Genomic DNA, 21,087 nt, shown 5'->3' on the forward strand with positions numbered 1-21,087 from the left:
CATGAACGTAGACGCCGACCGACTCCGCGCGGACATCGAAGCCACCGCGGAGTTCGGCGCGATTGAGACGAACGAGTCAGAGAGCCGCGGACGAACCGTCCTCACAGGCTCCGAAGCTAACCGACGGGCACGCGAGTACTTCGTCGCCCAGTTGGAAGAGGCAAATCTCGACGTGCGAGTCGATGCAGTAGGCAACGTCGTCGGGCGCTGGACGCCCGACTCCGCGGACCCGGAAGCGGCCCCCGTCGCCGCTGGGAGTCACCTCGATTCCGTTCCCGAGGGTGGTATCTTCGACGGCCCGCTCGGTGTCTACGCCGCGCTGGAAGCCGTTCGCGCGATGCAGGAGGCAGGAATCGAGCCTGCTCGCCCCGTCGAAGTCGTCTCGTTCACCGAAGAGGAAGGCCAGCGATTCGCCGACGGCCTACTCGGTTCTTCGGTCGCCGTGGGCGAGCGGTCGGTAGAGGAAGCGCTCGCGCTCGAAGACGACGAAGGCACCTCCCTCGAAGACGCACTCGACCCGATTGGATTCCGGGGCAACGGGCGACTCGATGCCAGCGAGTGGGACGCGTGGCTCGAACTCCACATCGAGCAGAGCGAGCGACTGGAGTCCGCAGACGTGCCGGTCGGCGTCGTCACCTCCATCACGGGCATCACCCACTGCGAAGTGACCATCGAGGGCGAGGCGAACCACGCTGGAGCGACCCCGATGGGAGACCGAACCGACGCACTCGCTGCCGCGAGCGAGTTCGTCCTCGACGTAGAACGCGCCACGAACGACGTAGTTTCCAGTCAGAGCGAGAGCGCGGTCGGAACCGTCGGTAGTCACACCGTCGCTCCGAACGCGACGAACGTCGTTCCGGGCCGCGTGGAGTTGGGCGTCGATATCCGAGACGTACACTACGAGTCGATGGAGACAATCGTCCGGCGTGCTCGCCAGAGCCTCGCTCGCCTCGAACGTGAACGCGGCGTCGAGACGACCTTCCAACGACCGTTCGACCTCGAACCGACCCCGATGGCCGACAGGCTTCGGCAGGCCGCACACGACGCGGGTGAACGCGCAGGCATCGAGACGCTCGACCTCCACTCCGGGGCGGCCCACGACACGATGTACGTCGCGGGCGTCACGGACGCCGCGCTTCTCTTTGCTCCCTCTCGGGACGGCATCTCGCACAATCCGAAAGAGTGGACCGATTGGGACGACTGCGCGACGGCGACGCGGGTGTTGGCTGGCACGTTGGCGGAGTTGGCAGGTGCGTAGCTTTTTCGCGGCCCTGTGTCTCTTTATTCGCCGCTTTTCGCCCGGATACCGACCCAAACCGTGATGCTCGGACCCTGCGAAGCTCTCGCATGCTCAGGGCGAAGATATACTTCGACCTCGACCGAGAGTGCGTTCTGAGCGAACTCACGCGTCAGTGGAACCGACCGTTCACGGTCACCCAAGAGAAAGTCCACGACGACGAACTCATCACGCTCGTCATCGATACCGGAGACCAGCGCGACCGGTTCGAACGGCGACTCCGCGAGTCGTCGCAGGTCGAGCACGTCGAAGTCGTAGACGAGACGCACCTGCTACTGACGAAGCGGTCCTGTGGGGCGCTGCCGGTAATCCGGTCGAACCACGGAATGTTGTGGGGGATGGACAAAGTCAACGGCAGTCAGCGAGTCTTCGACGTGGTCGTGTTCCGGCGCGAGGACCTGAAAGCCATCGTCGCCGGTCTCCGAGACATCGGGAGCGTAAGCCTCGGGCGACTCACCCCCTACTACGACCGTACGGCGACGCTCTCACCGCGACAGGCCGAAATCGTCGAGACCGCACTCGACGAGGGCTACTTCGACTGGCCGCGACGAATCGACGCCGAGGAGTTGGCCGAGCGGTTCGACATCGCTCACTCGACGCTGCTCGAACATCTACGAAAAGCCGAGAAGAAACTCCTCGAAGAAGCGCTGAGCGACGAACGAACGCCCGACAGTTCGACGCCGGACGAACGGGCGTTTATGCTCCGCGAAGCGACCTGACTGTGTTCCTTGTTATCAAAGCCCTACACCTGTAGGGGGAAAGAAATCGACGCTTCGGCCGGATAGTTCCTGTATGGGTGGGGAACACATCACCGACAGGCGACGAACCGACACGCGACGTCATCTCGGCAGGCGACGATTCTTGCAAGCGACGGGAGCAGCATCGACACTGGGTTTCGCGGGACTAGCCAGCGCACAGGGGCGGACGACGATTCGGTATCTCTCCGACCGGGGAGACTCGCGGCAGGTCATCGACCAAATCGTCTCGGACTTCGAGTCACAGCAGTCAGAGTACACTGTCGAAGTCACCTACACTGCGAAGGGAACTTCGACCGACCAAGAGATGCAAAAGATGGTGGCGGCGGGTAACCCGCCGGACATGTTCTTCGACACCTCGACAGACGCGTATCGCTTCCAACGCAACGGCGTCCTCGCGCCAGTCACCGAAGCCGTCCAGGGCAATAGCTTGCCGGACCCGGTCAACGTCGGCGGAGAGTCGTACTTCGCGGCGGCCATCGTCGAACCGCTGATGGGGTGGTACCGCAACGACATCTATCCGGAGAATCCGACGACGTGGGAGAACTGGCTCACCGAGGCCCAGCGAGTGACCGAGAACGAGGACATCGACGGCTACATCGTCCAATCGGGCCAGACGAACAACGCCGACACGCAGATGACTCAGTACCTCTGGCAGAACGACGTGGACATCTACGCGGGCGGTTCTGACGCCATCGAAGTCACGGTAGACCAAGGCGAGAACCGACAACTCGCAATCGAGACGTTCGAGTGGGTCAGCCAGATGGCCGAGTACTCCCCGAACGGGAGCGGCTGGGAGTGGGGAGACGCCATCGCGGCGCTCCAACAGGAGAACGCGGCGGCGGGCGTCAGCGTCGGCGGGTTGCCGATGCTGACCATCATGGGGAACCGTCCTGACCTCGTCGAGCGGTTCAGTCCGATGCCGTTCCCCGTTCCGCAGGGGAAGGCTCAGGACAAGTGGTGGTCGTACATGGAGGGCCATCTGGTGCGCAACGACGGCAACGCAACCGAAGGCGCACGCCAGTTCGTGAACTTCTTCAACAGTTCCGACAGAGTCTTCGACTTCATCCTCTCGGCACCGCTGTTCCAGTTCCCGCCGAGTCGGGAGCAACTCGACAGCGAACCGATGCAGCAAAACGAAACGCTCCAACAGTTCCCGGAAGTCGTCCAGATGGTCAAAGACAACTGGGACTCGTTCACGTCCGTCCTCGCTACTGGCGACGACGGCGCGCCGAACATCGTCGCGGCAGACGCCTACGGTAATCAGGTGTTCGGGCAGGCCGCCGACCAGCTGCTCGTCGGTGGACGCTCGCCAGAGGAGACGGTCGATTGGCTCGGTGAGCAACTCCGAGGATTGCAGGGGTAAGCTCCCAATCGATGAGTACCGAACTCCGAACGCGACTTCCGACGACGCGGTTCGACGGCGCGTCGTTGCTGTTGCTCGCGTGTTTCGTCCCGCTACTGGTATTCTTCGTCGTCGTGTGGGTCGTGCCCATCGTCTACGCGTTGGCGATGAGTCTGTTCACCAACCCGGTCAGAGACCCCGCGTTCGTCGGCGTCGGAAACTACGTCGCACTACTCACAGAACCGTCCTTCTGGGGGTTCCTCTGGAACAGCGTCGTCTACGCGGTTTCCACGACGGCCCTCAGTCTGCTCGTCGGTCTCGGCCTCGCGCTGGTCGTCAACCAGCAGATTCGGGGCGGGTCCGCGCTCCGGACGATGATGATATTCCCGTATCTCTTGCCAACGCTGGTGGTCATCTTCATGTGGAAGTTCATCCTCGACCCGAACGTCGGCATCCTCAACCAGTACTTAGAACAGTTCGGGGTCATCGAGGACCCCATCGCCTTCTTCTCGACGCTGCAGTGGGCAATGCCCGCCGTGGTCGTCACGAGCGTCTGGAAGTTCGGGTCGTTCTCGTTTTTCATCCTGCTTGCGCGCTTGCAGGCCATCGACGGGGCACTCTACGAGCGCGCTCGGGTCGAGGGCGCGACGACGTGGCAGGCGTTCAGAGACATTACGTTTCCCCACTTGCGGGGAGCAATCCTCATCATCCTCCTCGTTCGGGGCATCTGGATGTTCAACAAGTTCGACATCATCTACCTCTCGACGCGGGGCGGTCCGCTCGAAGCGACGACGACGCTCCCGATTCGGGTCTTCCAAATAGCGTTCCGCGAAATCGACTTCGGGCAGGCCACCGCGCTCGCGGGCATCATGTTCTTCCTGCTCGCTGCGGGCGCAGTCGTCTACTTCTGGGCGTTCTCGCCCGAAGAGGAGGTGGCGACGTGAGCTTCGCCGAGCGTACTCCGAAGCTTTCGTTCAGCACCCAACAGCGACTCAAACGGGTGGCGCTCTACGTCACTGCACTGCTCGTGGCGGTGTTCGTCACCGTCCCGGTGTACGTGATGGCCGTCATCGCGCTCCAGACGCCAGCGGCGACGTTCGCGGGTGGCCGGGTCAATCTCGTTCCGACAGAACTCACGCTGCGGAACTTTCGCGTCCTCCTCGATTCGACGCTGACGGTGCGGTATTTCACGAACAGCCTCATCGTCACGGGGAGTTCGACACTGCTATCGACGGCGATTGCCGTCGCGGCGGGTTATGGTCTCACTCGATTCGAGTTCACGGGGAAAACCGTCGCGGCGAGAGCGGTGCTGTTTTCCTACATGTTCAGCCCCATCGTGCTGGCGATTCCGCTCTACGTCATCTTCTTCGCGCTCGGGATGCTCAACAGCTACTTCGCGCTCACACTGGCACTGACTGCCATCTCCGCACCGTTCTCCATCTGGCTCATGTGGCAGTACTTCCAGACCGTTCCCATCGCACTCGAAGAGTCGGCGTGGGTGCGCGGAGCAGGTCGCTGGCGCACCGTTTGGGACGTGGTACTCCCGGTCGCTCGGCCGGGCTACATCTCGGCGGCCATCTTCTCCTTCGCGGTCGCGTGGAACGACTTCACGATGTCGCGGGTAGTGATGAGCGAAGACACGATGTACCCAATCACGGTCGGTGCGAGTCTCTTCTTGGACCGCGTGACTATCGGGTGGGGCGAAACGATGGCCGTCTCGTTGCTCATCTGCATTCCGCCGTTCCTCATCGCGCTGTTCCTCCAAAATTATCTCCTACAGGGATTCAGCGTCGGAGGTATCGAATAACATGGCCAAAGAAATCGCGCTCGACGGCGTACGCAAGGAGTATCGCACCCTAGGCACGACTCACGTCGCGGTAGACGACGTGACTCTCTCGATTCCAGCAGGGTCGTTCACCACCATCGTCGGCCCCTCCGGATGCGGAAAGACCACGACGCTCCGGATGATTGCCGGACTCGAATCGCCGACCAGCGGTCGAATATGTTTCGGCGAGACTGACGTGACCGACCTCCCTCCACAGAAGCGGAACGTGGCGATGGTGTTCCAGTCTATCGCGCTCTACCCGCACATGACGGTGAGGCAGAACGTCGGCTACGGCCTCAAAATCGCGGGCGTTCCGAAGCGAGAGCGAGACGAGCGCATCGAGGAAGCCGCAGCGACGCTTCAAATCTCGGACCAACTCGAAAAGAAGCCAGCAGAGCTATCGGGCGGCCAGCAACAGCGAGTCGCGCTCGGGAGCGCGTTCGTCCAGGACCCCGACGTTCTCTTGCTCGACGAACCGATGAGCGACTTAGACGCCAAACTGAAAGCCGAACTTCGAGTGGAAGTCCAGCGACTCCACCAGCAACTCGATACGACCGTCGTCTACGTCACTCACGACCAGACGGAGGCGATGACGATGAGCGACTACGTGGTCCTGCTGAAAGAAGGCCACGTCGCGCAGTTCGACCCGCCGAAGACGCTGTTCGACTACCCCGACTCGGAGTACGTCGCCCGATTCATCGGGACGCCATCGACTAACGTGGTCGATTGTACAGTTAGAAACCGTGACGACGCCACTGGTGACGGAGACAGCGACGGGCACGGTGAGGGAGTCGTCCTCGAAGGACACGGCTTGACGATTCCGATTCCGGGCGATACGCTGGGGAAGCGAGCGGGAGAGACTGTCGGCGTCGGTATCCGACCGCAGTACCTCACCCCTGCGGGCGGCGAACACACCTTCGAGATTACCGTGGAAGTCGTCGAACCGCTGGGGACCGAGTCCGTCGTCCACGCCCAAACTGCCGACGGGACTCGCATCGACGTGGTGACAGACGCAGTCGGCGGCCTCGACCACGGCGACAGTCTCGTCGTCGGCTTCGACCGCCGCGACGTGTTCGTCTTCGACGCCGAGGGCGAGACGATTCTGTTCGGCGATTCGCTGGATGCCGAACGTCCGGAGTCGGTACAATGACGATAGCGAGCGATTCAGAACCAGCGATGCCACTCGACGGCGTGACCGTCCTCGAACTCGGCCACATCGTCGCCGGGCCGTTCTGCACGCTCTTGCTCGCGGACCTCGGCGCGGAAGTCGTCAAGATCGAACATCCGGAGGGCGGCGACTCCGTGCGCGATTCGAGTCCGGTCGGCAACAGCTCGTTCAACTACGTCAATCGGGACAAACTGAGCGTCACGCTCGACTTGAAGTCCGAGGGCGGCCGCACCGTCTTCGAGCGACTTCTCGAAGAGTCCGACGTACTGGTCGAAAACTTCGGTCCCGGCACCGTCGAACGACTCGGCGTCGGCTACGAGGACCTTCGTGTGAATCGTCCCGAACTCGTCTACTGTTCCATCAAGGGGTTCAATCGCGGCCCTTACGAAGGGTATCCGGCACTCGACCCCGTGGCAGAGGCGATGAGCGGTCTGATGAGCGTGACGGGGAACCCCGGTCAACCGCCCGTCAGAGTCGGGACGAGCATCGCCGACATGACCGCGTCGCTGTACGGGGCAATCGCAATCCTCGCGGCCCTCCGACAGCGAGAGACGACTGGCGAGGGCCAGAAGGTAGAGGTCCCGCTGTTCGAGAGTACCGTCGCGCTCATGGGGTACTGGTTGGCGTACACCGAAGCGTACGACGCGGTGCCGGAGCCGCTCGGTGCCGGACATCCGAACTGGTCGCCCTACGACGTGTTTCGAACCGGCGACGAGAGTTGGGTGTTCGTCGGCCCGTCCTCGGAGCGCCAGTGGGTCGCGCTCTGCGAAGCCCTCGACTGCTCGCTCCACGAAGACGAGCGATTCGACTCGGCCGAAGCGCGCCGAGCGAACGCCGAAGAACTCGATGCGATTCTCCACGCGGAGTTCCGTAGGTTCGAGACCGACGAACTTCTCGAACTACTCCGGGACGCAGGTGTCCCCGTCGCGCCCGTCAACGACACTCGCGCCGTCTGCTCGGACCCACATCTAGAAGCGACAGACGCACTGACGACGGTCGAGGCCGTCGAAGGCGACGGTGGGACGGTCCGCGTCCCGCGTTTTCCCGTCCTCGCCTCCGGTTTCCCGCGCATCACCTCCAGCGACCCGCCACGTCTCGGTGCGGACACAGAAGTGATTCTTCGGGCACTCGACTACACCGCCGAGGAAATAGAGGCACTGCGAGAACAGGGCGCGGTTTGAAGGGAGGGGGTCAGGGTCACTCACTCGACTTCTTTGGCGAGGGCGACGGCGTCCACGAGTTCTAAATCTCCTCCTTCGGTTCGGAGCGCATCCAGCAGTCTGTCGATTCTCTCTGCTGTGGGTTCTCGGTCGGCCCGTTCCAGCAGTCGCCGGGCACCACCGCGACCGGTCGCCGCGCCGAACAACAGCGTTCGCTCGCCACCGAAGGTTGCGGGGTCGAACGGTTCGAAGGTCGCCGGGTCGTCCAACATCGCGGCGGTGTGAAGTCCCGACTCGTGCTGGAACGCTGTTCGACCAAGAAGTGATTTGCCGGGTGGAACTTTTTCCCCGAGTGTGTCGAGGATGGACCGCGAGAGCGAAAGTAGCCGCTCGCGTTCGACGCTCACCTCGACTGGCTCGGGTCCAACTGCGCCCGAAACGACGAACTCTTCGAGCGCGGTGTTGCCCGCGCGCTCGCCGACACCCGCTACGGAGACGTCTACTTTTCCGACCCCGAACTCCGCTGCGACGAGCGCGTTCGCAGTCGCAACGCCGAGGTCGTCGTGGAAATGGACGCCGAGCGTGGAAAAATCGACGCCCAGCGAATCGAGTGCGTTCAGAGTCTCTCGGACGCCTCCCGGCGTCGTTCCGCCGACCGTATCGGCGACAGTGACGTACTCGGCACCGACGTTCTTCGCGAGTGCTGCGAGAACGTCGGGGCTGGTTCGAAAGCCGTCCATCGCCGTGAAGTGGACCTCGTGGCCCGTCTCGTGGGCACGGTCGATAGCGCCGTCAATTCGTCGTTGAAGTTCGTCACGTTCGACGTCGAGCAACTGCGTTCGCTGGCGGTCGCTCGTCGGTGCGAAGCAATCGATTACGTCTACACCTGCGTCTACTGCCGCGTCGATGTCGGCGTCGATGACGCGAGCGATACCGGTTGTTTTCGCTTCGATGTCGAGCGTTTCACAGACGCGATGCGTGCGGTCGTCGGCGACCGGAAAGCCGATTTGTACGTACTCGACGCCGAGAAGAGAGAGCAGTTCGGCGGCTTCGACCTTCTGTTCGACGGTGTAAGTCGTCCCCGCACGCTGTTCTCCTTCGCGGAGCGTCACGTCGAGAAGTTTCATCGATTGAGCTACGCGCTTCCTCAGCAAGGCGCTATCCGATTAGCTCACCCAAAGGTCGCCGAAACTATCGAAACGTCCCTCATAAGTTCGACTTAATCTTCGTATTAGGGTGTTTCCGAGACGAATTGCGGCGAACAGTCGCGCTCGTTTATTCTCGGCGCTGTCGAGCATCGACGCGGAAATGACAGTACGCGCGAAATTTGGGGTCATCCTCGTCGCAACGCTCCTCGTCACGAGTGGAATGAGCGCAGTCGTCGGCGCGACTGCTGTGAGCGACACTGGCACAACTTCTGCAGAGTCGCTCTCGCAAGATACGCAGACGAACCAGACGACGGAAGCATCCGCGACGGTTACGTTCAGCGACCAACCGTCGAACGGGTCGGCCGTCGTCGTGAACGCGACCAACGTCTCGGAGGGTGGGTTCGTCGTCATCTTCGCACAGAACGGCACGCTGTTGGGCAATTCGACGTATCTCGAACCGGGCGACCACGAGAACGTCACCGTCACGCTGAACACCTCTATCGGGCGCTCGCAGGTCCTCGTCGCAGTGCCCCACCAAGACACCAACGACAACCAGCGATTCGACTTCAACGCCACGGCGGCCCGACAGGCCGCAACGACCGCACAGAACGCTTCGAACGTCTCCGTGACCGACGGACCGTACGTTCGTGGTCGCCTGCCGGTCAGCGCCGTCTCGTTCGTGACGGTTTCCGGTGACGACCGGCGGCGCAACGCTTCGGAGTAGAGAGGACGGGAAGGCTGAAGAACAGCCAGGCTACCAACAGTTACGTTTTCGGCGTGCGAACGTGGGACCATGAGCGACGTGCTTCCGGAGCAGACCGACCGATTCGTGCGCGCGATGGTTCCCGAGAGAGACGACGTACTGGTCGAGATGGAACGTCACGGCGAGGAAATAGGCTTTCCGACGGTTGGCCCAGCAGTCGGTGGGTTCCTCCGACTCGCGGCCCGGATGGTCGGTGCGGAGCGAATCTTCGAGTTCGGGTCGGGATTCGGCTACTCTGCGTACTGGTTCGCCGAAGCACTCCCCGCAGACGGCGAAATCGTGTTGACCGAACACGACGAAGACGAACTCCAGCAGGCCCGCGAGTATCTGGAACGCGGCGGCTACGCCGACCAAGCACGATTCGAAGACGGTGATGCGTTGGAGACCATCGAACAGTACGACGGTCCCTTCGACGTGGTACTCATCGACTGCCACAAGAGCGGCTACCCCGACGCACTCGACGCCGTCCGCGAGAAGGTCGCGGAAGGCGGTGTCGTCATCGCGGACAACGCCATGGAGAGCGGCATTCAGGACTTCGAGAAGATCACGGAAATCGTGGAGGGCGGCAGTCCCTCGGACGTAGACGAGGAGACGCGCGGCATCGCCGACTACCTACTCGAAGTCCGGGACAGCCACGAGTTCGAGACGAGCGTGATTCCGCTCGGTGAGGGCATCGCGGTGAGTTATCGCAACTGAACAGGCACATTCTATCGTCACCGCGGTGCCCGACAGAACCCCGTCATCTGTAGGAAAGGTGTCCATCTGCAGAGACCGTCCGCTCGTCAATCGTCACACGAGATGTCGGAACCGGGTTCGACCGGTGGTGTGTAGTCTCCGCGAGTAGGATGGGTCTCCCGCATCCAAGCCAGCGCGAGACCGCCCGAGACGAACATCGCCGCCGCGACGCCGTAGAACGCCGCTTGAATCGACGCGAAGTCTGCAGTCACGCCGATCAGAATCGCTCCGAATCCATAGCCAGCGTCACGCCACATCCGGTAGACGCCGAGGCCAGTCGCCCGCCACGTCGGATGTGCGGCGTCTCCGACGACTGTAATCAGGTTCGGGTAGAGCAAGGCCATGCCGACACCCGTTACCCCGGCCGTCACGACCCAGAGCCAGTAGCCGTGAACGAGGGCGGTCGCAAGCACGCCGAAACCCGCGACGAACATCCCCGCGACCACTGGCGGTCGCCGACCGATGTCGTCGGCGAGTTTTCCGGTGTAGAGTTGGAGTACCCCCCAAACTCCACCGTAGACACCGACCACGACGCCGACTTGTGCGACCGACAAGCCCTCGGTCGTGAGATAGAGTGGATACGCGATCCAAACGAGCGCGTCGACGAACTTCTCGACGCTCCCGGCCTGGGCCGCTGCAAACAGCGTCTTGTCCCCCCACGTCGCGCGCTTGAGTATCTCGACGAACGGGAGATCGGCGTCCGTGTCGTCTGTCTCGTCGTCGGCCTCGGCCTCGGTCTGTGCGTACGGTAGCGTCTCCTCCACAAATAGGACCGAAATACCGAGTGCGACGACGACGACTCCCGCGAGGAAGTAGAACGGTGCCGGTCGAAGACCATACTGGGCGGCGATTACGCCCGTAATCCACGTCCCGAGAGCAACCCCACCGTATCCGAACGCTTCGTCGAGACCGACGGCGAACCCTCTGGCGTCACTTCCTGCGAGGTCTATCTTTGCGTTGACGCTCATACTCCACGACAGTCCTTGGTTGATGCCGAGGAGGACGTTCCCGACAGTGATCCACCACCAGTTGGGAGCGTAGACGATAATCGCCGGAATCGGAAGCGCGACGAGCCAGCCAGCGACGAGTATCGGCTTCCGACCGTACGTCTCGGACCACTTTCCGCCGTAGAGGTTGAGTAGGGCTTTGACGAACCCGAAACTCACCACGAACGACCCGATGACTAGAATCGACTCGACGCCGAGAACGTCTCGGCCGATGATGGGCACGACGTTGCGCTCCACGCCGATGGTAAGGCCGACGGCGAATACGGTGAGGAGTTGTAACGCAAACTGCGACCAATTCCGTCGGATACCTTGAGTGTACGTCATCGGGTAAACGGCCTCGGTCGTTAGTTAGCCGCGCAGTTGTTCGGGCCGAGTTCGAGCGACTCGACGTCACCGTCTGGCTGTTCTTTCCCCCAGTTGATCTGCTTGATCTCGTTGTAGTTCGCGGGTTCGTCGGCGAGACTCTCTACGATGGTCTCGACGAACGCGGTCTCGTCGTCGTCCTCGACGTAGCCCAGCAGTTCGTTGGTCGTCTTCTCACGGAGGTCACCGAGTTCCGTCGCCAGCGGCCGAATCTCCTCGTCACTGAAGTGTCCGGGGAGGACGACAGTCTCGTCGTCGAGGGCAGTCAGGTCTTCGAGGCTGTCGAATAGCCGACTTGCGGCCTCACGGACGGCGTCTTCGGAACTGTCTTCGAGGTCGGGGCGACCGACGCTCCGGAGAAACAGTGTGTCCCCGGAAAGTAGCGCGTCACCGTACTCGAACGAGACGCTACCCGGTGTGTGGCCGGGTGTGTGGTAGACGTCGAGTTCTCGACTGCCGACCTGAATGGTGTCTCCATCCGCTATCTCGGTCACGACGTCGAGGTCGCCAGCGTCCTCACTGTGGAGGTAGTAGGGGACGTCGAGTTCACCGGCAAGTCGTCCCGCGCCGGACACGTGGTCTGCGTGTGCGTGCGTGTCCGCCACACCGACGATGTCGAGGTCACGCTCGTCTGCTGCGTTCAGGTACTCGTCGATGTACAGCGAGGGGTCGACGACGACCGCTTCCCCGCCGTCGTGGACTAAATAGGAGACACAACCCGTACCGGGGCGGACGATTTGGACGACGTTGTCGGACGCGTCGATGTCGTATTGGCGATGGACGCGGCCCCATCCGTTCATGCCATCGTCGATGGACTCGGCGTCGTAGCCATGTTCGCGGAGGAACTCGGCGGCACGTGCGGAGGTGATGCCAGCGACGCAGACGACCGCTATCTCACGGTCTTCGGGTAGTTCGTCGAGATGTTCTTCGAGCGAGGAGTAGTCGTAATCGAGGAGTTCGTCGTAGATCGGCAGATTCGTACTTCCCGGTATCTGCCACTCTTCGTAGTCTTCTTGCCGTCGAACGTCGAGGACGAACAAGTCTTCGGTGTCGTCTCGTACTTGTCGCGCGACTTTCGAGGGCGCGAATCCTGTATTGCTCATTGCATACACAACTGTGAACTACTCACGTTTAAATCTGCTGGCGACAGTGCAGACTGCCGGAACGGGATATCCGTGAACTCCTGCGCCACTACTTGCTTTTCGAACCACCTTATTTGGAAGTGCGGGACGCGTCCGGAACGAGTATTGTGTACTCCACGACCGCGGGTATTGTTTTATTTATGCACTATTAGTGCGGGGTGCGACGATTCGCACGATTCTCGACTGGTGTTTTCCTCTCTGAATCATTCCAATCCTGCCTGCGCACCGACCAACACCAGAGAAATCACGAACAGACTCACCGCCCCGTCCCAGAACAGCAACACCCACTGTGAGCGACCGAGACGCGCAAAGGTCCGAGTTGCAACTGCGCGACGAACCGTCGCCGCGACCGCCCGATAGCGCCGCTCGTGTTCTCTGACCAACGCGTACACCAAGTTGTCGAGCGCAAGAACGGCGAACGGTGCCGGAACGCCGACGAGCAGTGCGAGCAATAGGGTGTCCCACTCCGTGGTAGGCTGGACGCCAGCGAAGAACGGGTGGTCGAAAATCGGCGTCGGAATCTGGAGGAGTGTCACGACCACGATAGCGATTAGCCGAACGACGGTCGAATTGGCTGCCGAGACCGCTATCGGTGGCTGTTCCACGACGAGGTAGAGCGCGACCGGCGTTATCAGAACGTATGTCAGAACGCCGAGTTTGGCGAATCGACGCGCGCTCTGCCACGAGCGTTCGAGGCTGTCGTCGCGGACGGGAAGGTCGGAGTTCGAATCGGGGTCCGACAACTCCCCGTACGGCGGCGTGTTCGCCCGCCAGTAATCTCGCACGACGCGGCGACCACCGAGAATCGCTCGTAGTCCAGCCTGCGCGACGGCACTCACGAACAGGCAGACGACGACGGCACCGACGACGTAACTCAGCAATCTGACGAGCGCGTTCTCCACGCTGATGAGGTAGCCGAGCAGTCCGACCGACGCGAGGATTGGCGCGAAGAGACTCGCGTAGGTGAACCAGTACGCCGCGACGCGCCGAGCGCGTGTACGCCACGAGCGTGCGGTTCCGGGCGTCGTCACGAGATTAGTGCGCTCGTACCTCGAACTCCACGGGTTGCTCGGGATGAAGCGCCATCGTCGGCACAAGCTTCGGTGCGTGGTCACCGTACACCCGTGCGCACCCCTCCACGAACCTTAGCGGGTCCTCGACGAATCGGAGCGAACTCCCGAACACCAGTACCCCCGTCGGCCCCCTCGGCACTCGTTCGGCCATGGGACCAGAGTATGGGCGGGAGATGGTTAAGTGTAGACGCTCGCTAGGACCGCTACGGAAAATCGAACGATGTCGTTAGGTCAGCCAGTCGGCGACCCACAGGAGGACGCCACCAGCGACGAGGAGAACGCCGATGCCAGACGTCACCGGTTCCGGGACGAAGAACAACACGATGCCAGCGAGCAACAGGATTCCGGCGAGACCTTCCTGCCACCAGCTTTCGCCGGTTGAATCCGTGTTAGTCGTGCTGTCGGTCGCCGACTCTTCGAGGTCGCTCTCCGTCGTCTCGTCTGACGGCCAGATTCCCCAACCGGAGGGCGAGAACCGGTCACCGACGCCGGACGGGAAGAAGGTGTCGTCGGTCGCTCCTTCGGTGTACTGGTCCCGCGTCGGTTCGTCCCCGTGGACTTCCTTGTACGTGTCGTCGTACTCGTCGTCGGTGTAAGGGCCGTTTGGCATGGGGCAAGTGAACGGTAGTGCGTCGGTTACGCCCTCTGGTTGCTATGTCAGGTAAAGGCTCCCAATTCAAGAAATCCCCACTTAGACGAGATGTCTGTACGCTCGGAGCGCGTTTTCGCCCGCTTCGGTCAACGAGAGGTACTTCCGACGACCGACCTTCTCGGTATCGACGTACCCTTTCTCGGTCAGAGGTCCCACGACGTGACGGTCGAGCAGTCTGTAGAATCCTTTCTCCGTCCCCGCCGAAGACTCGACGACGAAGGGGAATTGCTCTTCGCGGGCGAACTCGATGAGTCCTTTCTTACTCACTCCTCGGTACCGGCCGCTCACACCGCTCGAACTGCTCGCATTCTGCGTACGGTCGGCGATGAACCGCAGGAAAGCGACGTGAGTCGAAGAGGGACTGTCGATAGGATAGTTGGGTAGTGAGAACGTCCGTTCGACGGCTTCGTGAAGCGGTTCCGGCGGTACTCTGTCTGCTTCTGGTCCGTAATCCGGTTTGGCGTAGATGGGCGTTGCACCCGTCGCCATGCAGGCTATCGTCCCGGCGACTGCAGTTATCTTGCTCCCGCCGGAGATGTTGACGTACACGTCGTCGTTCGCGTGGTCGTGGATAGCTCTAGCGACGGTGCCGAGCGTATCGTAGAGGTCGAAGATGTCGCACTGTCGTCGTTCGAGTTCGATTCGTTCGTTGTCAGCGAGTTCGGCCAGCAGTGCTTCGAGGTAGTGGACTCCGGTCTCGCTCTCGCTATACTCGACGGCGACCACCTTGTCAGCTTTCCATTCGAGTATCGGTCGTTTCAGTCGAGCGTACTCGAAGCCCAACGGGACTACCTGGACGCGTTCGGGAACTGGTGACCCGTCCATGCTGGAACGTCAGAGACGAACGAGAAAATAGTTCGGAACTATCGTTACTATCAGTTTCCATCTAACTGGACCACCAAGACACCGACACTGACTACAGCAATCCCGACCAATTCGTGTGGGTAGAGGGACTCGCCGAGGAAGAACCACCCGAGTAGCGCAACCTGCACCAGCATCGTGTTGCCGACGACGCTCGATTCGACCGCTGTGAGCGTTTGGAGCGACCGGTTCCAGAGGGTGAACGCGCCAGCGGTGTTGACCAGCGCAAGCCAGCAGACGATTGCCCATTCGTCTAGTTCCAACGATGGAACTCCCTGCACGGAGAGACCAGTAACTAACAAGACCACCGCTCCGACTCCCATGCTAACCGTAGTCACCGCGAGCGGCGAGAGTTCCGACCCGTGGTTGATTCGCCGCCCAAGCACCGATCCCACGGCGTTGCTGAGTAGTCCGAGAGTCATCACTGTGAGTCCGAAACTGTCGCCCACTGACCCAGTTTCCGGCCGGAAGTATGCGAATGCTCCAATCAGCAAGACGGTCACACCGACCCACTGACGAGTCGTCGGTGACTCGGCGAGCGCGACGAACCCACCGACGCCGACTACGACCGGTGTGAACGTCAACGCGAGGCTGACTGTCGCCGCTTGGAGGTGATTCAACGCGACGAACTGCGCTCCTTGGGTCACCGCGTAGAGGACTAGTCCCAGCGCAAGGAGTGTGACCAGTTGTCTGTGACTCGCCCTAGCTACCGACCGATGGTGGCCCCGGTGAACAAAAATAGGAAACAACACCAGGGCGGCGAGTCCGTATCGCAACCCCGCGAAAGGCAACGCGGGAATGTCCGTGAGACCGATTTTGATGAAGACGTACGACGACGACCAGAGTATCGTGACGAGCACCGCTTCGAAGACGGCACGAGTGTGGTCTGAGACGGTCGGAACTGCTTGCTCCAGTGACGTGGAATCGAACACGCCTGCCGGTAGGGAATCGCCGACAGTGTAGTTGTTCTCGTTACTGTCGTTACTATTGGGACTACAGCACTGATCTCGTTACTTCTCTGTTCTCCGACTCCCCGGTTGCGGGTCCACGTGCGGTTTCGCCATCAGATCGGAAAATCGCTTGTCGGCTATCCACTCCAGCAGTTGTACCAGTTGCTCGCAGGCTTTCTCGAAGAGCAGTGCCCCCTTCTCGGGGGTCGCATCGGTTTGGTCCCCGAGAACGCCGTTCTCGGTATTGTCGATGGCGTCGTAGAAGTTGCGCGCGCCGTGGACGTAGGCGTCGCCTTCCGAGAAGTCCACCAGACCGCCGTCGCGTGCTTCCTCTAACTTCTCCTCTCGAACTAGTTCCGGCGCGATGTGCATTATCATCGCCGTCTCCTTCGGGCCGCCGTGGGGACCGTTGTGTTCGAAGATGTCGCTCACGAGGTCCGGTATCGACTCGTCCCACATCCACTCGACGGCGTAGGCAACCTCGTCCTCACGGAGTCGTCTGCCGACTTCGCGCAGGTGTTGCATGTTGCCGCCGTGAGCGTTGACGTAGACGATGCGGTCGATGCCGTGGTACGCAAGGTTGCGCGAAAAACTCTCGACGTAATCGCGGAACTGCGGCGGGTCCACCCACATCGTCCCGTGGAACTGTTTGTGGTGCGGGCTGACACCGACGTTGACTGTGGGCGTGCAGAGATACCCCGTTTGCTCTGCCGCTTCGCGGGTGAGCGACTCTGCGATACGGTGGTCCGTCGAGAGCGGGAGGTGCGGGCCGTGCTGTTCGGTGGACCCGAGTGGGACGACGGCGAGCGATTCTTCGGCGACGTAGTCACCCAACTCCGGCCACGTCCGGTCGGCGAGGTACATGTCGGCAGTTCGTGACGGTGCGGCATAGCTTTTGGCGCGGGGCGACGTGTCGGACAGTGACGTGTGGTGAACTACCCTACCCTACTCGCTCACGGCTGACGCAGTTCGCTCCTCGAGGGTAGGGCTTCCTGTTTCCACGACGCGCTTTGCAGATACCGAGGTATCCACAGGGAGCGCAGTCTTCACAGGCGTTCGTTCGGAGTGTCCCACTCCTACATCTTCGAGGCCACGAGAAAGAATGTTCCACGCCGCGTTCGCGTCCCTATCCGACTCAAATCCGCAGGCAGGACAGGAATGTTCACGGACCCACAGCGGTTTGTCCGTCGAAACGCCGCAGGACGCGCACTCCTTGGTCGTTCCTCTCGGGTTGACCGCCACGAAGTGCGTCCCTGCTCGCTTGCACTTGTATTCGAGCAACGAGAGGAACGTCCGCCACGCGGCAGACGCAGTGTTGCGGCTGTTCGACGGCGACTCCATCATCCCGGCGACGTTCAGGTCTTCGACTGCCACGAGGTCGTACTCCCGAGCGTAGTAGTTCGACAACTTGTGCAAGAAGTCGCGGCGCTTTCGTCGGAGGTCGGCGTGACACTCCGCAACGCGCCGTCGTTGCATCTCGTAGTTATTCGACCCGTGTTGTTTCCGCGAGAGTTTTCGTTGTTCTCGCTCCAAGCGGTCGCGTTCGTCCGAGACGTCGAGCGACCCGACAGCCGTGCCGTCGGTGTCGTGGGCGTACGTGAGAATCCCAACGTCGATACCGACGCACCGTTCGGGATTCTCAGGTGGCTCAGGAGGCTCGCGGTCCAGTTCGACGCCGAACGTAGCGAACCACTCGTCCGTCGGTTCCTTCTTGAGTGTGACCTGTTTGAGTTTCGCGTCGTCGGGGATGGCGCGGTGAAGCCGAATCGGGATGTCCGCGAGTTTCGAGAGTGACAGCACAGTCTGACCGCCTTTCTTGTCGAGCTTGAAGCCAGACTGACTGTACGTGAAACTGCGGAACTCCCGTGGTGGCTTCCACGTGAGTTGGCCGACGCCGTAGCCGTTCTCCTTGAGTCCTCCGAGTGATTTGACGTTCTGCTCAAGTCGCATGACCGCTGTTTGCAGAACTGTCGAGTACACGTCCGAGAGGCCATTCCACCAGTCTTTCAGGGACGGAATTTCGTCTCGGATGGACCGAACACGCTGATTGAGCGTGCCTGCGTCCTCGGGAAGTTGGTCAAAACGGTAGAGGGCGTGATTGTATAGTTGCCTACAAATGTCTCGGTGGCGGTCCAACTCCTCTCGGTGGGCGTCGGACGGCTTGAGACGGTACTTGTAGGCGTAATACATGATGCTACTCGTGTTCCTTGATGTACTCGTCAAGTCGCTCGCGGATGAACGACGAGAGATTCAGGTGGTGTTCCTGAACCCACTCGTGTTGGTCCTCTCGGAGTGTGATTGTGGTCCGCTTCATCGTATGCATAGTATATACTCTATGCACAATAAACGCTGCGACTACAGGGGTCTGTGGGCCGAGCGTCGAACGCGTTTGAGAATTGGGCGGCGCTGTATCCCCTCCCTACTCCCTCGGCGCTTCGCGCCTCGGTCCTTGAGGAAGGGGGATTAGCGCCTACTTTCAGCTAATCGGCGGTTACCAGTAGGTAACCTCCTTTCACCGAGGTTAGCGAACGTATATTTCCCTCGCGTGCGTTACCATCGGATAGATGTCTGATTGTCTCGACGCCAACGCCCCGCCGAGTGCGAAGTTAGTCGTGAAGGTGCTCGAATACAGCGACGAACCGCTGACTCAACAGGAGATTAGCGACCGCACGCGACTCTCCGCCCGCACCGTCCGGAGTTCGCTCAAGCGACTGAAAGAGCAGGACACCGTCGAGGAACGGGTCTACATCCCCGACGCACGCAAGCAGTTGTACGTCCTGAGCGAGTCGGTTCAGGAGTGTCTCCAAACGGCCGGACAGGCCGAAGAAGCAGGCGCGGCCTGAGAGGGCGTTTTCGGGGTGTCGTTTCGACCGGTTACCTGACGAATCGCGAGAGATGGTTCTCTACCGTTGAAGCGTCTTCATTGGGGTTGCGAACTCGGGACCATCCAGACTTCCCCGAACGAAGCCAGTAACAAACATTTTCCAGTCGTCGTGCAACCACAGCACTGTGACCGAATACGACAAACTCGTCCGGGACCGGATCCCCGAAGTCATCCGCGAGAACGACGAGAGACCAGTCACGCACGTCGCCGAAGGCGAAGAGTACCGTCGCCGTCTCCGCGAAAAACTCTGTGAGGAAGCCGAGGAGTTTCGCGAGAGCGGCGACCCGAAGGAGTTAGCCGACGTGTTGGAAGTCATCGACACGATTAGAGACGCAGAGAAAATCGAGGACGAGACGCTCGCCGCGCTCCGCGAGGAGAAAGCAGACGAGCGTGGGCGATTCGAGGAGGGTATCGTCCTCGAACGCGTGGAGCAGCGGAGCGAGTAACCGACCCGTTCAGTCGTCGTCCGTACTCGGTTCGGGAGTTTGAGTAGTATTGGTCTCGACGCTCGACTCGTGCGTGCCGACCGGTGGCCGGTTCGCTTCGGCCGCCCCTGAACTTTCGAGGTTCGTCTGGTCGTCCAGCGACTCCATCTCTCCGGCCTCACGTGCATCTTGGTCGATTCGCATCGAGCAGAACTCAGCGCCGCACATCGAGCAGAAGCGGGCCTCCTTGTAGTTGTCGCCGGGGAGCGTCTGGTCGTGGTACGACTGGGCGCGTTCGGGGTCCAAGGCTAGTTCGAACTGTCGCTCCCAGTCGAAATTGTAGCGGGCCTCCGAGAGCGCGTCGTCCCAGTCTCGGGCACCCTCACGACCGTTCGCAACGTCGGCGGCGTGCGCGGCGATTCGGTACGCGGCGAGTCCGTCGCGCACGTCTTCGGAGTCCGGTAACCCCAAATGCTCTTTCGGAGTCACGTAACAGAGCATCGCGGCACCCGAGCGTGCCGCTTCTGTCGCGCCGATTGCGCTCGTGATGTGGTCGTAGCCCGGCGCGATGTCGGTCACGAGTGGCCCGAGGACGTAGAACGGCGCGCCGTCACAGACCTCCTGCTGGCGCTCGACGTTCGACGCGATTTCGTCCATCGGGACGTGGCCCGGCCCTTCGACCATCACCTGTACGCCGTTTTCGCGGGCGACACGGGTCAATTCGCCCAACGTCTCCAATTCCGCGAACTGCGCGTCGTCGCTCGCATCGGCGAGACACCCCGGCCGGAGTCCGTCGCCGAGACTGAATGTAACGTCGTGTTCCGCGAATATCTCGCAGATGTCCTCGAAGTGCGTGTAGAGCGGGTTCTGCGCGCCGTTCTTCTCCATCCACTCGGCGAGGATGGACCCGCCCCGCGAGACGATGCCGGTCTTCCGACCGTCCGTGAGTGGGAGGTGTTCGAACAGAACGCCCGCGTGGACGGTCTGATAATCGACGCCTTGCTCTGCCTGTTTTCGAATCACGTCCAGCAGAAGTTCGGCCGTGATGTCCTCGACGCTCTCTGCTCGCTTGACCGCTTCGTAAATCGGAACGGTGCCGACCGGAACCGGCGACCGTTCGACGTTCGCTTCTCGGATTCGGTCCAAGTCCCCGCCGGTACTCAAGTCCATCACCGTGTCCGCGCCGTAGTGGACTGCGGTGTGGAGTTTCTCCAGTTCCTCTTCGACGCCACTCTCCGTCTCGCTGTTGCCGATGTTGGCGTTGACCTTCGTAGCGAACTCTCGGCCGATTACCATCGGGTCGAGCGACTCGTGGTTTCGATTGGCTGGGATGACTGCTTGCCCATCTGCGACCTGTTCTCTGACGAACTCCACACTCACCCGTTCCCGTTCGGCGACTCGTTCCATCGCCTCGGTGACGGTTCCGGTTCTAGCCGCTTCGAGTTGCGTCATGTATAACTAGGTAATACAACCAGGTAATAAAGCTGTGGATGCCGACCGAACAGATTTAGGCCCCTCGGTAAAACTCCCAGAC

Annotated in this window: 22 protein-coding genes; 11 read left to right on the plus strand and 11 right to left on the minus strand. The window is 61.3% G+C overall.

Annotation, left to right across the window (positions count from 1 at the left end; translation table 11 throughout):
- Position 1 precedes the first annotated feature (1 nt).
- The 7 genes from F7R90_RS20080 to F7R90_RS20110 all read left to right on the plus strand — a co-directional run bounded on the left by F7R90_RS20080 (position 2) and on the right by F7R90_RS20110 (position 7,571).
- Positions 2-1,258: a Zn-dependent hydrolase gene (locus F7R90_RS20080; RefSeq protein WP_158059338.1), complete on the plus strand. Its 1,257-nt coding sequence runs from the start codon at positions 2-4 to the stop codon at positions 1,256-1,258.
- Positions 1,259-1,347: 89 nt separating this feature from the next.
- The gene (locus F7R90_RS20085; RefSeq protein ID WP_158059339.1) at positions 1,348-2,016 is read left to right on the plus strand and encodes a helix-turn-helix domain-containing protein; all 669 of its coding nucleotides are present in this window, start codon (positions 1,348-1,350) and stop codon (positions 2,014-2,016) included.
- A 73-nt stretch (positions 2,017-2,089) separates the two neighbouring features.
- Positions 2,090-3,418, plus strand: coding sequence for an ABC transporter substrate-binding protein (locus tag F7R90_RS20090; protein ID WP_158059340.1), 1,329 nt, complete (start codon positions 2,090-2,092; stop codon positions 3,416-3,418).
- An 11-nt stretch (positions 3,419-3,429) separates the two neighbouring features.
- On the plus strand, positions 3,430-4,341 hold the full coding sequence (locus tag F7R90_RS20095; protein WP_158059341.1) for a carbohydrate ABC transporter permease: 912 nt from the start codon (positions 3,430-3,432) through the stop codon (positions 4,339-4,341).
- Positions 4,338-5,204, plus strand: a complete 867-nt coding sequence (locus tag F7R90_RS20100) for a carbohydrate ABC transporter permease (protein ID WP_158059342.1) — start codon at positions 4,338-4,340, stop codon at positions 5,202-5,204. Before F7R90_RS20095 ends, F7R90_RS20100 begins: the two co-directional genes overlap by 4 nt.
- 1 nt (position 5,205) lies before the next feature.
- Positions 5,206-6,372, plus strand: a complete 1,167-nt coding sequence (locus F7R90_RS20105) for an ABC transporter ATP-binding protein (RefSeq protein WP_158059343.1) — start codon at positions 5,206-5,208, stop codon at positions 6,370-6,372.
- The gene (locus F7R90_RS20110) at positions 6,369-7,571 is read left to right on the plus strand and encodes a CaiB/BaiF CoA transferase family protein (RefSeq protein WP_158059344.1); all 1,203 of its coding nucleotides are present in this window, start codon (positions 6,369-6,371) and stop codon (positions 7,569-7,571) included. Before F7R90_RS20105 ends, F7R90_RS20110 begins: the two co-directional genes overlap by 4 nt.
- A 20-nt stretch (positions 7,572-7,591) precedes the next feature.
- On the opposite strand, the gene F7R90_RS20115 is transcribed toward F7R90_RS20110, so the two are convergent.
- A complete protein-coding gene (locus F7R90_RS20115) occupies positions 7,592-8,677 on the minus strand; it encodes a LeuA family protein (protein WP_158059345.1) in 1,086 nt (361 codons plus the stop codon).
- 181 nt (positions 8,678-8,858) lie between these two features.
- On the opposite strand from F7R90_RS20115, the gene F7R90_RS20120 reads away from it, so the two are divergent.
- Both F7R90_RS20120 and F7R90_RS20125 read left to right on the plus strand, forming a co-directional pair.
- The gene (locus F7R90_RS20120) at positions 8,859-9,422 is read left to right on the plus strand and encodes a DUF7282 domain-containing protein (RefSeq protein ID WP_158059346.1); all 564 of its coding nucleotides are present in this window, start codon (positions 8,859-8,861) and stop codon (positions 9,420-9,422) included.
- Between the two features lie 69 nt (positions 9,423-9,491).
- Positions 9,492-10,157 carry an O-methyltransferase gene (locus tag F7R90_RS20125; protein WP_158059347.1) on the plus strand — a complete coding sequence of 222 codons (666 nt, stop codon included), beginning with the start codon at positions 9,492-9,494 and terminating at the stop codon, positions 10,155-10,157.
- Between the two features lie 86 nt (positions 10,158-10,243).
- On the opposite strand, the gene F7R90_RS20130 is transcribed toward F7R90_RS20125, so the two are convergent.
- The 9 genes from F7R90_RS20130 to F7R90_RS20170 form a co-directional block, all read right to left on the minus strand.
- On the minus strand, positions 10,244-11,527 hold the full coding sequence (locus F7R90_RS20130) for an MFS transporter (protein WP_158059348.1): 1,284 nt from the start codon (positions 11,525-11,527) through the stop codon (positions 10,244-10,246).
- A gap of 20 nt (positions 11,528-11,547) precedes the next feature.
- Positions 11,548-12,669 carry an MBL fold metallo-hydrolase gene (locus F7R90_RS20135; protein ID WP_158059349.1) on the minus strand — a complete coding sequence of 374 codons (1,122 nt, stop codon included), beginning with the start codon at positions 12,667-12,669 and terminating at the stop codon, positions 11,548-11,550.
- A 242-nt stretch (positions 12,670-12,911) separates the two neighbouring features.
- A complete protein-coding gene (locus tag F7R90_RS20140) occupies positions 12,912-13,739 on the minus strand; it encodes a hypothetical protein (RefSeq protein ID WP_158059350.1) in 828 nt (275 codons plus the stop codon).
- Positions 13,740-13,743: 4 nt separating this feature from the next.
- Positions 13,744-13,932 carry a hypothetical protein gene (locus F7R90_RS20145; RefSeq protein WP_158059351.1) on the minus strand — a complete coding sequence of 63 codons (189 nt, stop codon included), beginning with the start codon at positions 13,930-13,932 and terminating at the stop codon, positions 13,744-13,746.
- Between the two features lie 75 nt (positions 13,933-14,007).
- Positions 14,008-14,391 carry a hypothetical protein gene (locus tag F7R90_RS20150; protein ID WP_158059352.1) on the minus strand — a complete coding sequence of 128 codons (384 nt, stop codon included), beginning with the start codon at positions 14,389-14,391 and terminating at the stop codon, positions 14,008-14,010.
- An 81-nt stretch (positions 14,392-14,472) separates the two neighbouring features.
- A complete protein-coding gene (locus tag F7R90_RS20155; RefSeq protein ID WP_158059353.1) occupies positions 14,473-15,258 on the minus strand; it encodes an HFX_2341 family transcriptional regulator domain-containing protein in 786 nt (261 codons plus the stop codon).
- Between the two features lie 50 nt (positions 15,259-15,308).
- On the minus strand, positions 15,309-16,226 hold the full coding sequence (locus F7R90_RS20160) for a DMT family transporter (RefSeq protein ID WP_158059354.1): 918 nt from the start codon (positions 16,224-16,226) through the stop codon (positions 15,309-15,311).
- A 78-nt stretch (positions 16,227-16,304) separates the two neighbouring features.
- Positions 16,305-17,108: a creatininase family protein gene (locus F7R90_RS20165; protein WP_158059355.1), complete on the minus strand. Its 804-nt coding sequence runs from the start codon at positions 17,106-17,108 to the stop codon at positions 16,305-16,307.
- Between the two features lie 81 nt (positions 17,109-17,189).
- On the minus strand, positions 17,190-18,434 hold the full coding sequence (locus F7R90_RS20170; RefSeq protein ID WP_158059356.1) for an RNA-guided endonuclease InsQ/TnpB family protein: 1,245 nt from the start codon (positions 18,432-18,434) through the stop codon (positions 17,190-17,192).
- Between the two features lie 374 nt (positions 18,435-18,808).
- Between F7R90_RS20170 and F7R90_RS20175 the strand changes: the two genes are divergently transcribed.
- Together F7R90_RS20175 and F7R90_RS20180 are read left to right on the plus strand one after the other, a co-directional pair.
- Positions 18,809-19,087 (plus strand): winged helix-turn-helix transcriptional regulator, encoded by a 279-nt coding sequence (locus F7R90_RS20175; protein WP_158059357.1) that lies wholly within the window; start codon positions 18,809-18,811, stop codon positions 19,085-19,087.
- Between the two features lie 166 nt (positions 19,088-19,253).
- Positions 19,254-19,574, plus strand: coding sequence for a nucleoside triphosphate pyrophosphohydrolase (locus F7R90_RS20180; protein ID WP_158059358.1), 321 nt, complete (start codon positions 19,254-19,256; stop codon positions 19,572-19,574).
- 9 nt (positions 19,575-19,583) lie between these two features.
- On the opposite strand, the gene thiC is transcribed toward F7R90_RS20180, so the two are convergent.
- Positions 19,584-21,005 (minus strand): phosphomethylpyrimidine synthase ThiC, encoded by a 1,422-nt coding sequence (gene thiC / locus F7R90_RS20185; RefSeq protein WP_158059359.1) that lies wholly within the window; start codon positions 21,003-21,005, stop codon positions 19,584-19,586.
- Between the last annotated feature and the right edge of the window lie 82 nt (positions 21,006-21,087).

It is taken from the genome of Halorussus halophilus, assembly GCF_008831545.1.
In the GTDB taxonomy this organism is placed as follows: Archaea; Halobacteriota; Halobacteria; order Halobacteriales; family Haladaptataceae; genus Halorussus; species Halorussus halophilus.

Bases quoted from the DNA above. Each gene is read 5' to 3' on its own strand.
- F7R90_RS20145 (WP_158059351.1), bottom strand. From the start codon at position 13,932: ATGGCCGAACGAGTGCCGAGGGGGCCGACGGGGGTACTGGTGTTCGGG.
- F7R90_RS20150 (WP_158059352.1), bottom strand. From the start codon at position 14,391: ATGCCAAACGGCCCTTACACCGACGACGAGTACGACGACACGTACAAG.
- F7R90_RS20090 (WP_158059340.1), top strand. From the start codon at position 2,090: ATGGGTGGGGAACACATCACCGACAGGCGACGAACCGACACGCGACGT.
- F7R90_RS20130 (WP_158059348.1), bottom strand. From the start codon at position 11,527: ATGACGTACACTCAAGGTATCCGACGGAATTGGTCGCAGTTTGCGTTA.
- F7R90_RS20085 (WP_158059339.1), top strand. From the start codon at position 1,348: ATGCTCAGGGCGAAGATATACTTCGACCTCGACCGAGAGTGCGTTCTG.
- F7R90_RS20165 (WP_158059355.1), bottom strand. From the start codon at position 17,108: ATGTACCTCGCCGACCGGACGTGGCCGGAGTTGGGTGACTACGTCGCC.
- F7R90_RS20080 (WP_158059338.1), top strand. From the start codon at position 2: ATGAACGTAGACGCCGACCGACTCCGCGCGGACATCGAAGCCACCGCG.
- F7R90_RS20125 (WP_158059347.1), top strand. From the start codon at position 9,492: ATGAGCGACGTGCTTCCGGAGCAGACCGACCGATTCGTGCGCGCGATG.
- thiC (WP_158059359.1), bottom strand. From the start codon at position 21,005: ATGACGCAACTCGAAGCGGCTAGAACCGGAACCGTCACCGAGGCGATG.
- F7R90_RS20095 (WP_158059341.1), top strand. From the start codon at position 3,430: ATGAGTACCGAACTCCGAACGCGACTTCCGACGACGCGGTTCGACGGC.
- F7R90_RS20105 (WP_158059343.1), top strand. From the start codon at position 5,206: ATGGCCAAAGAAATCGCGCTCGACGGCGTACGCAAGGAGTATCGCACC.
- F7R90_RS20175 (WP_158059357.1), top strand. From the start codon at position 18,809: ATGTCTGATTGTCTCGACGCCAACGCCCCGCCGAGTGCGAAGTTAGTC.
- F7R90_RS20115 (WP_158059345.1), bottom strand. From the start codon at position 8,677: ATGAAACTTCTCGACGTGACGCTCCGCGAAGGAGAACAGCGTGCGGGG.
- F7R90_RS20120 (WP_158059346.1), top strand. From the start codon at position 8,859: ATGACAGTACGCGCGAAATTTGGGGTCATCCTCGTCGCAACGCTCCTC.
- F7R90_RS20170 (WP_158059356.1), bottom strand. From the start codon at position 18,434: ATGTATTACGCCTACAAGTACCGTCTCAAGCCGTCCGACGCCCACCGA.
- F7R90_RS20155 (WP_158059353.1), bottom strand. From the start codon at position 15,258: ATGGACGGGTCACCAGTTCCCGAACGCGTCCAGGTAGTCCCGTTGGGC.
- F7R90_RS20110 (WP_158059344.1), top strand. From the start codon at position 6,369: ATGACGATAGCGAGCGATTCAGAACCAGCGATGCCACTCGACGGCGTG.
- F7R90_RS20135 (WP_158059349.1), bottom strand. From the start codon at position 12,669: ATGAGCAATACAGGATTCGCGCCCTCGAAAGTCGCGCGACAAGTACGA.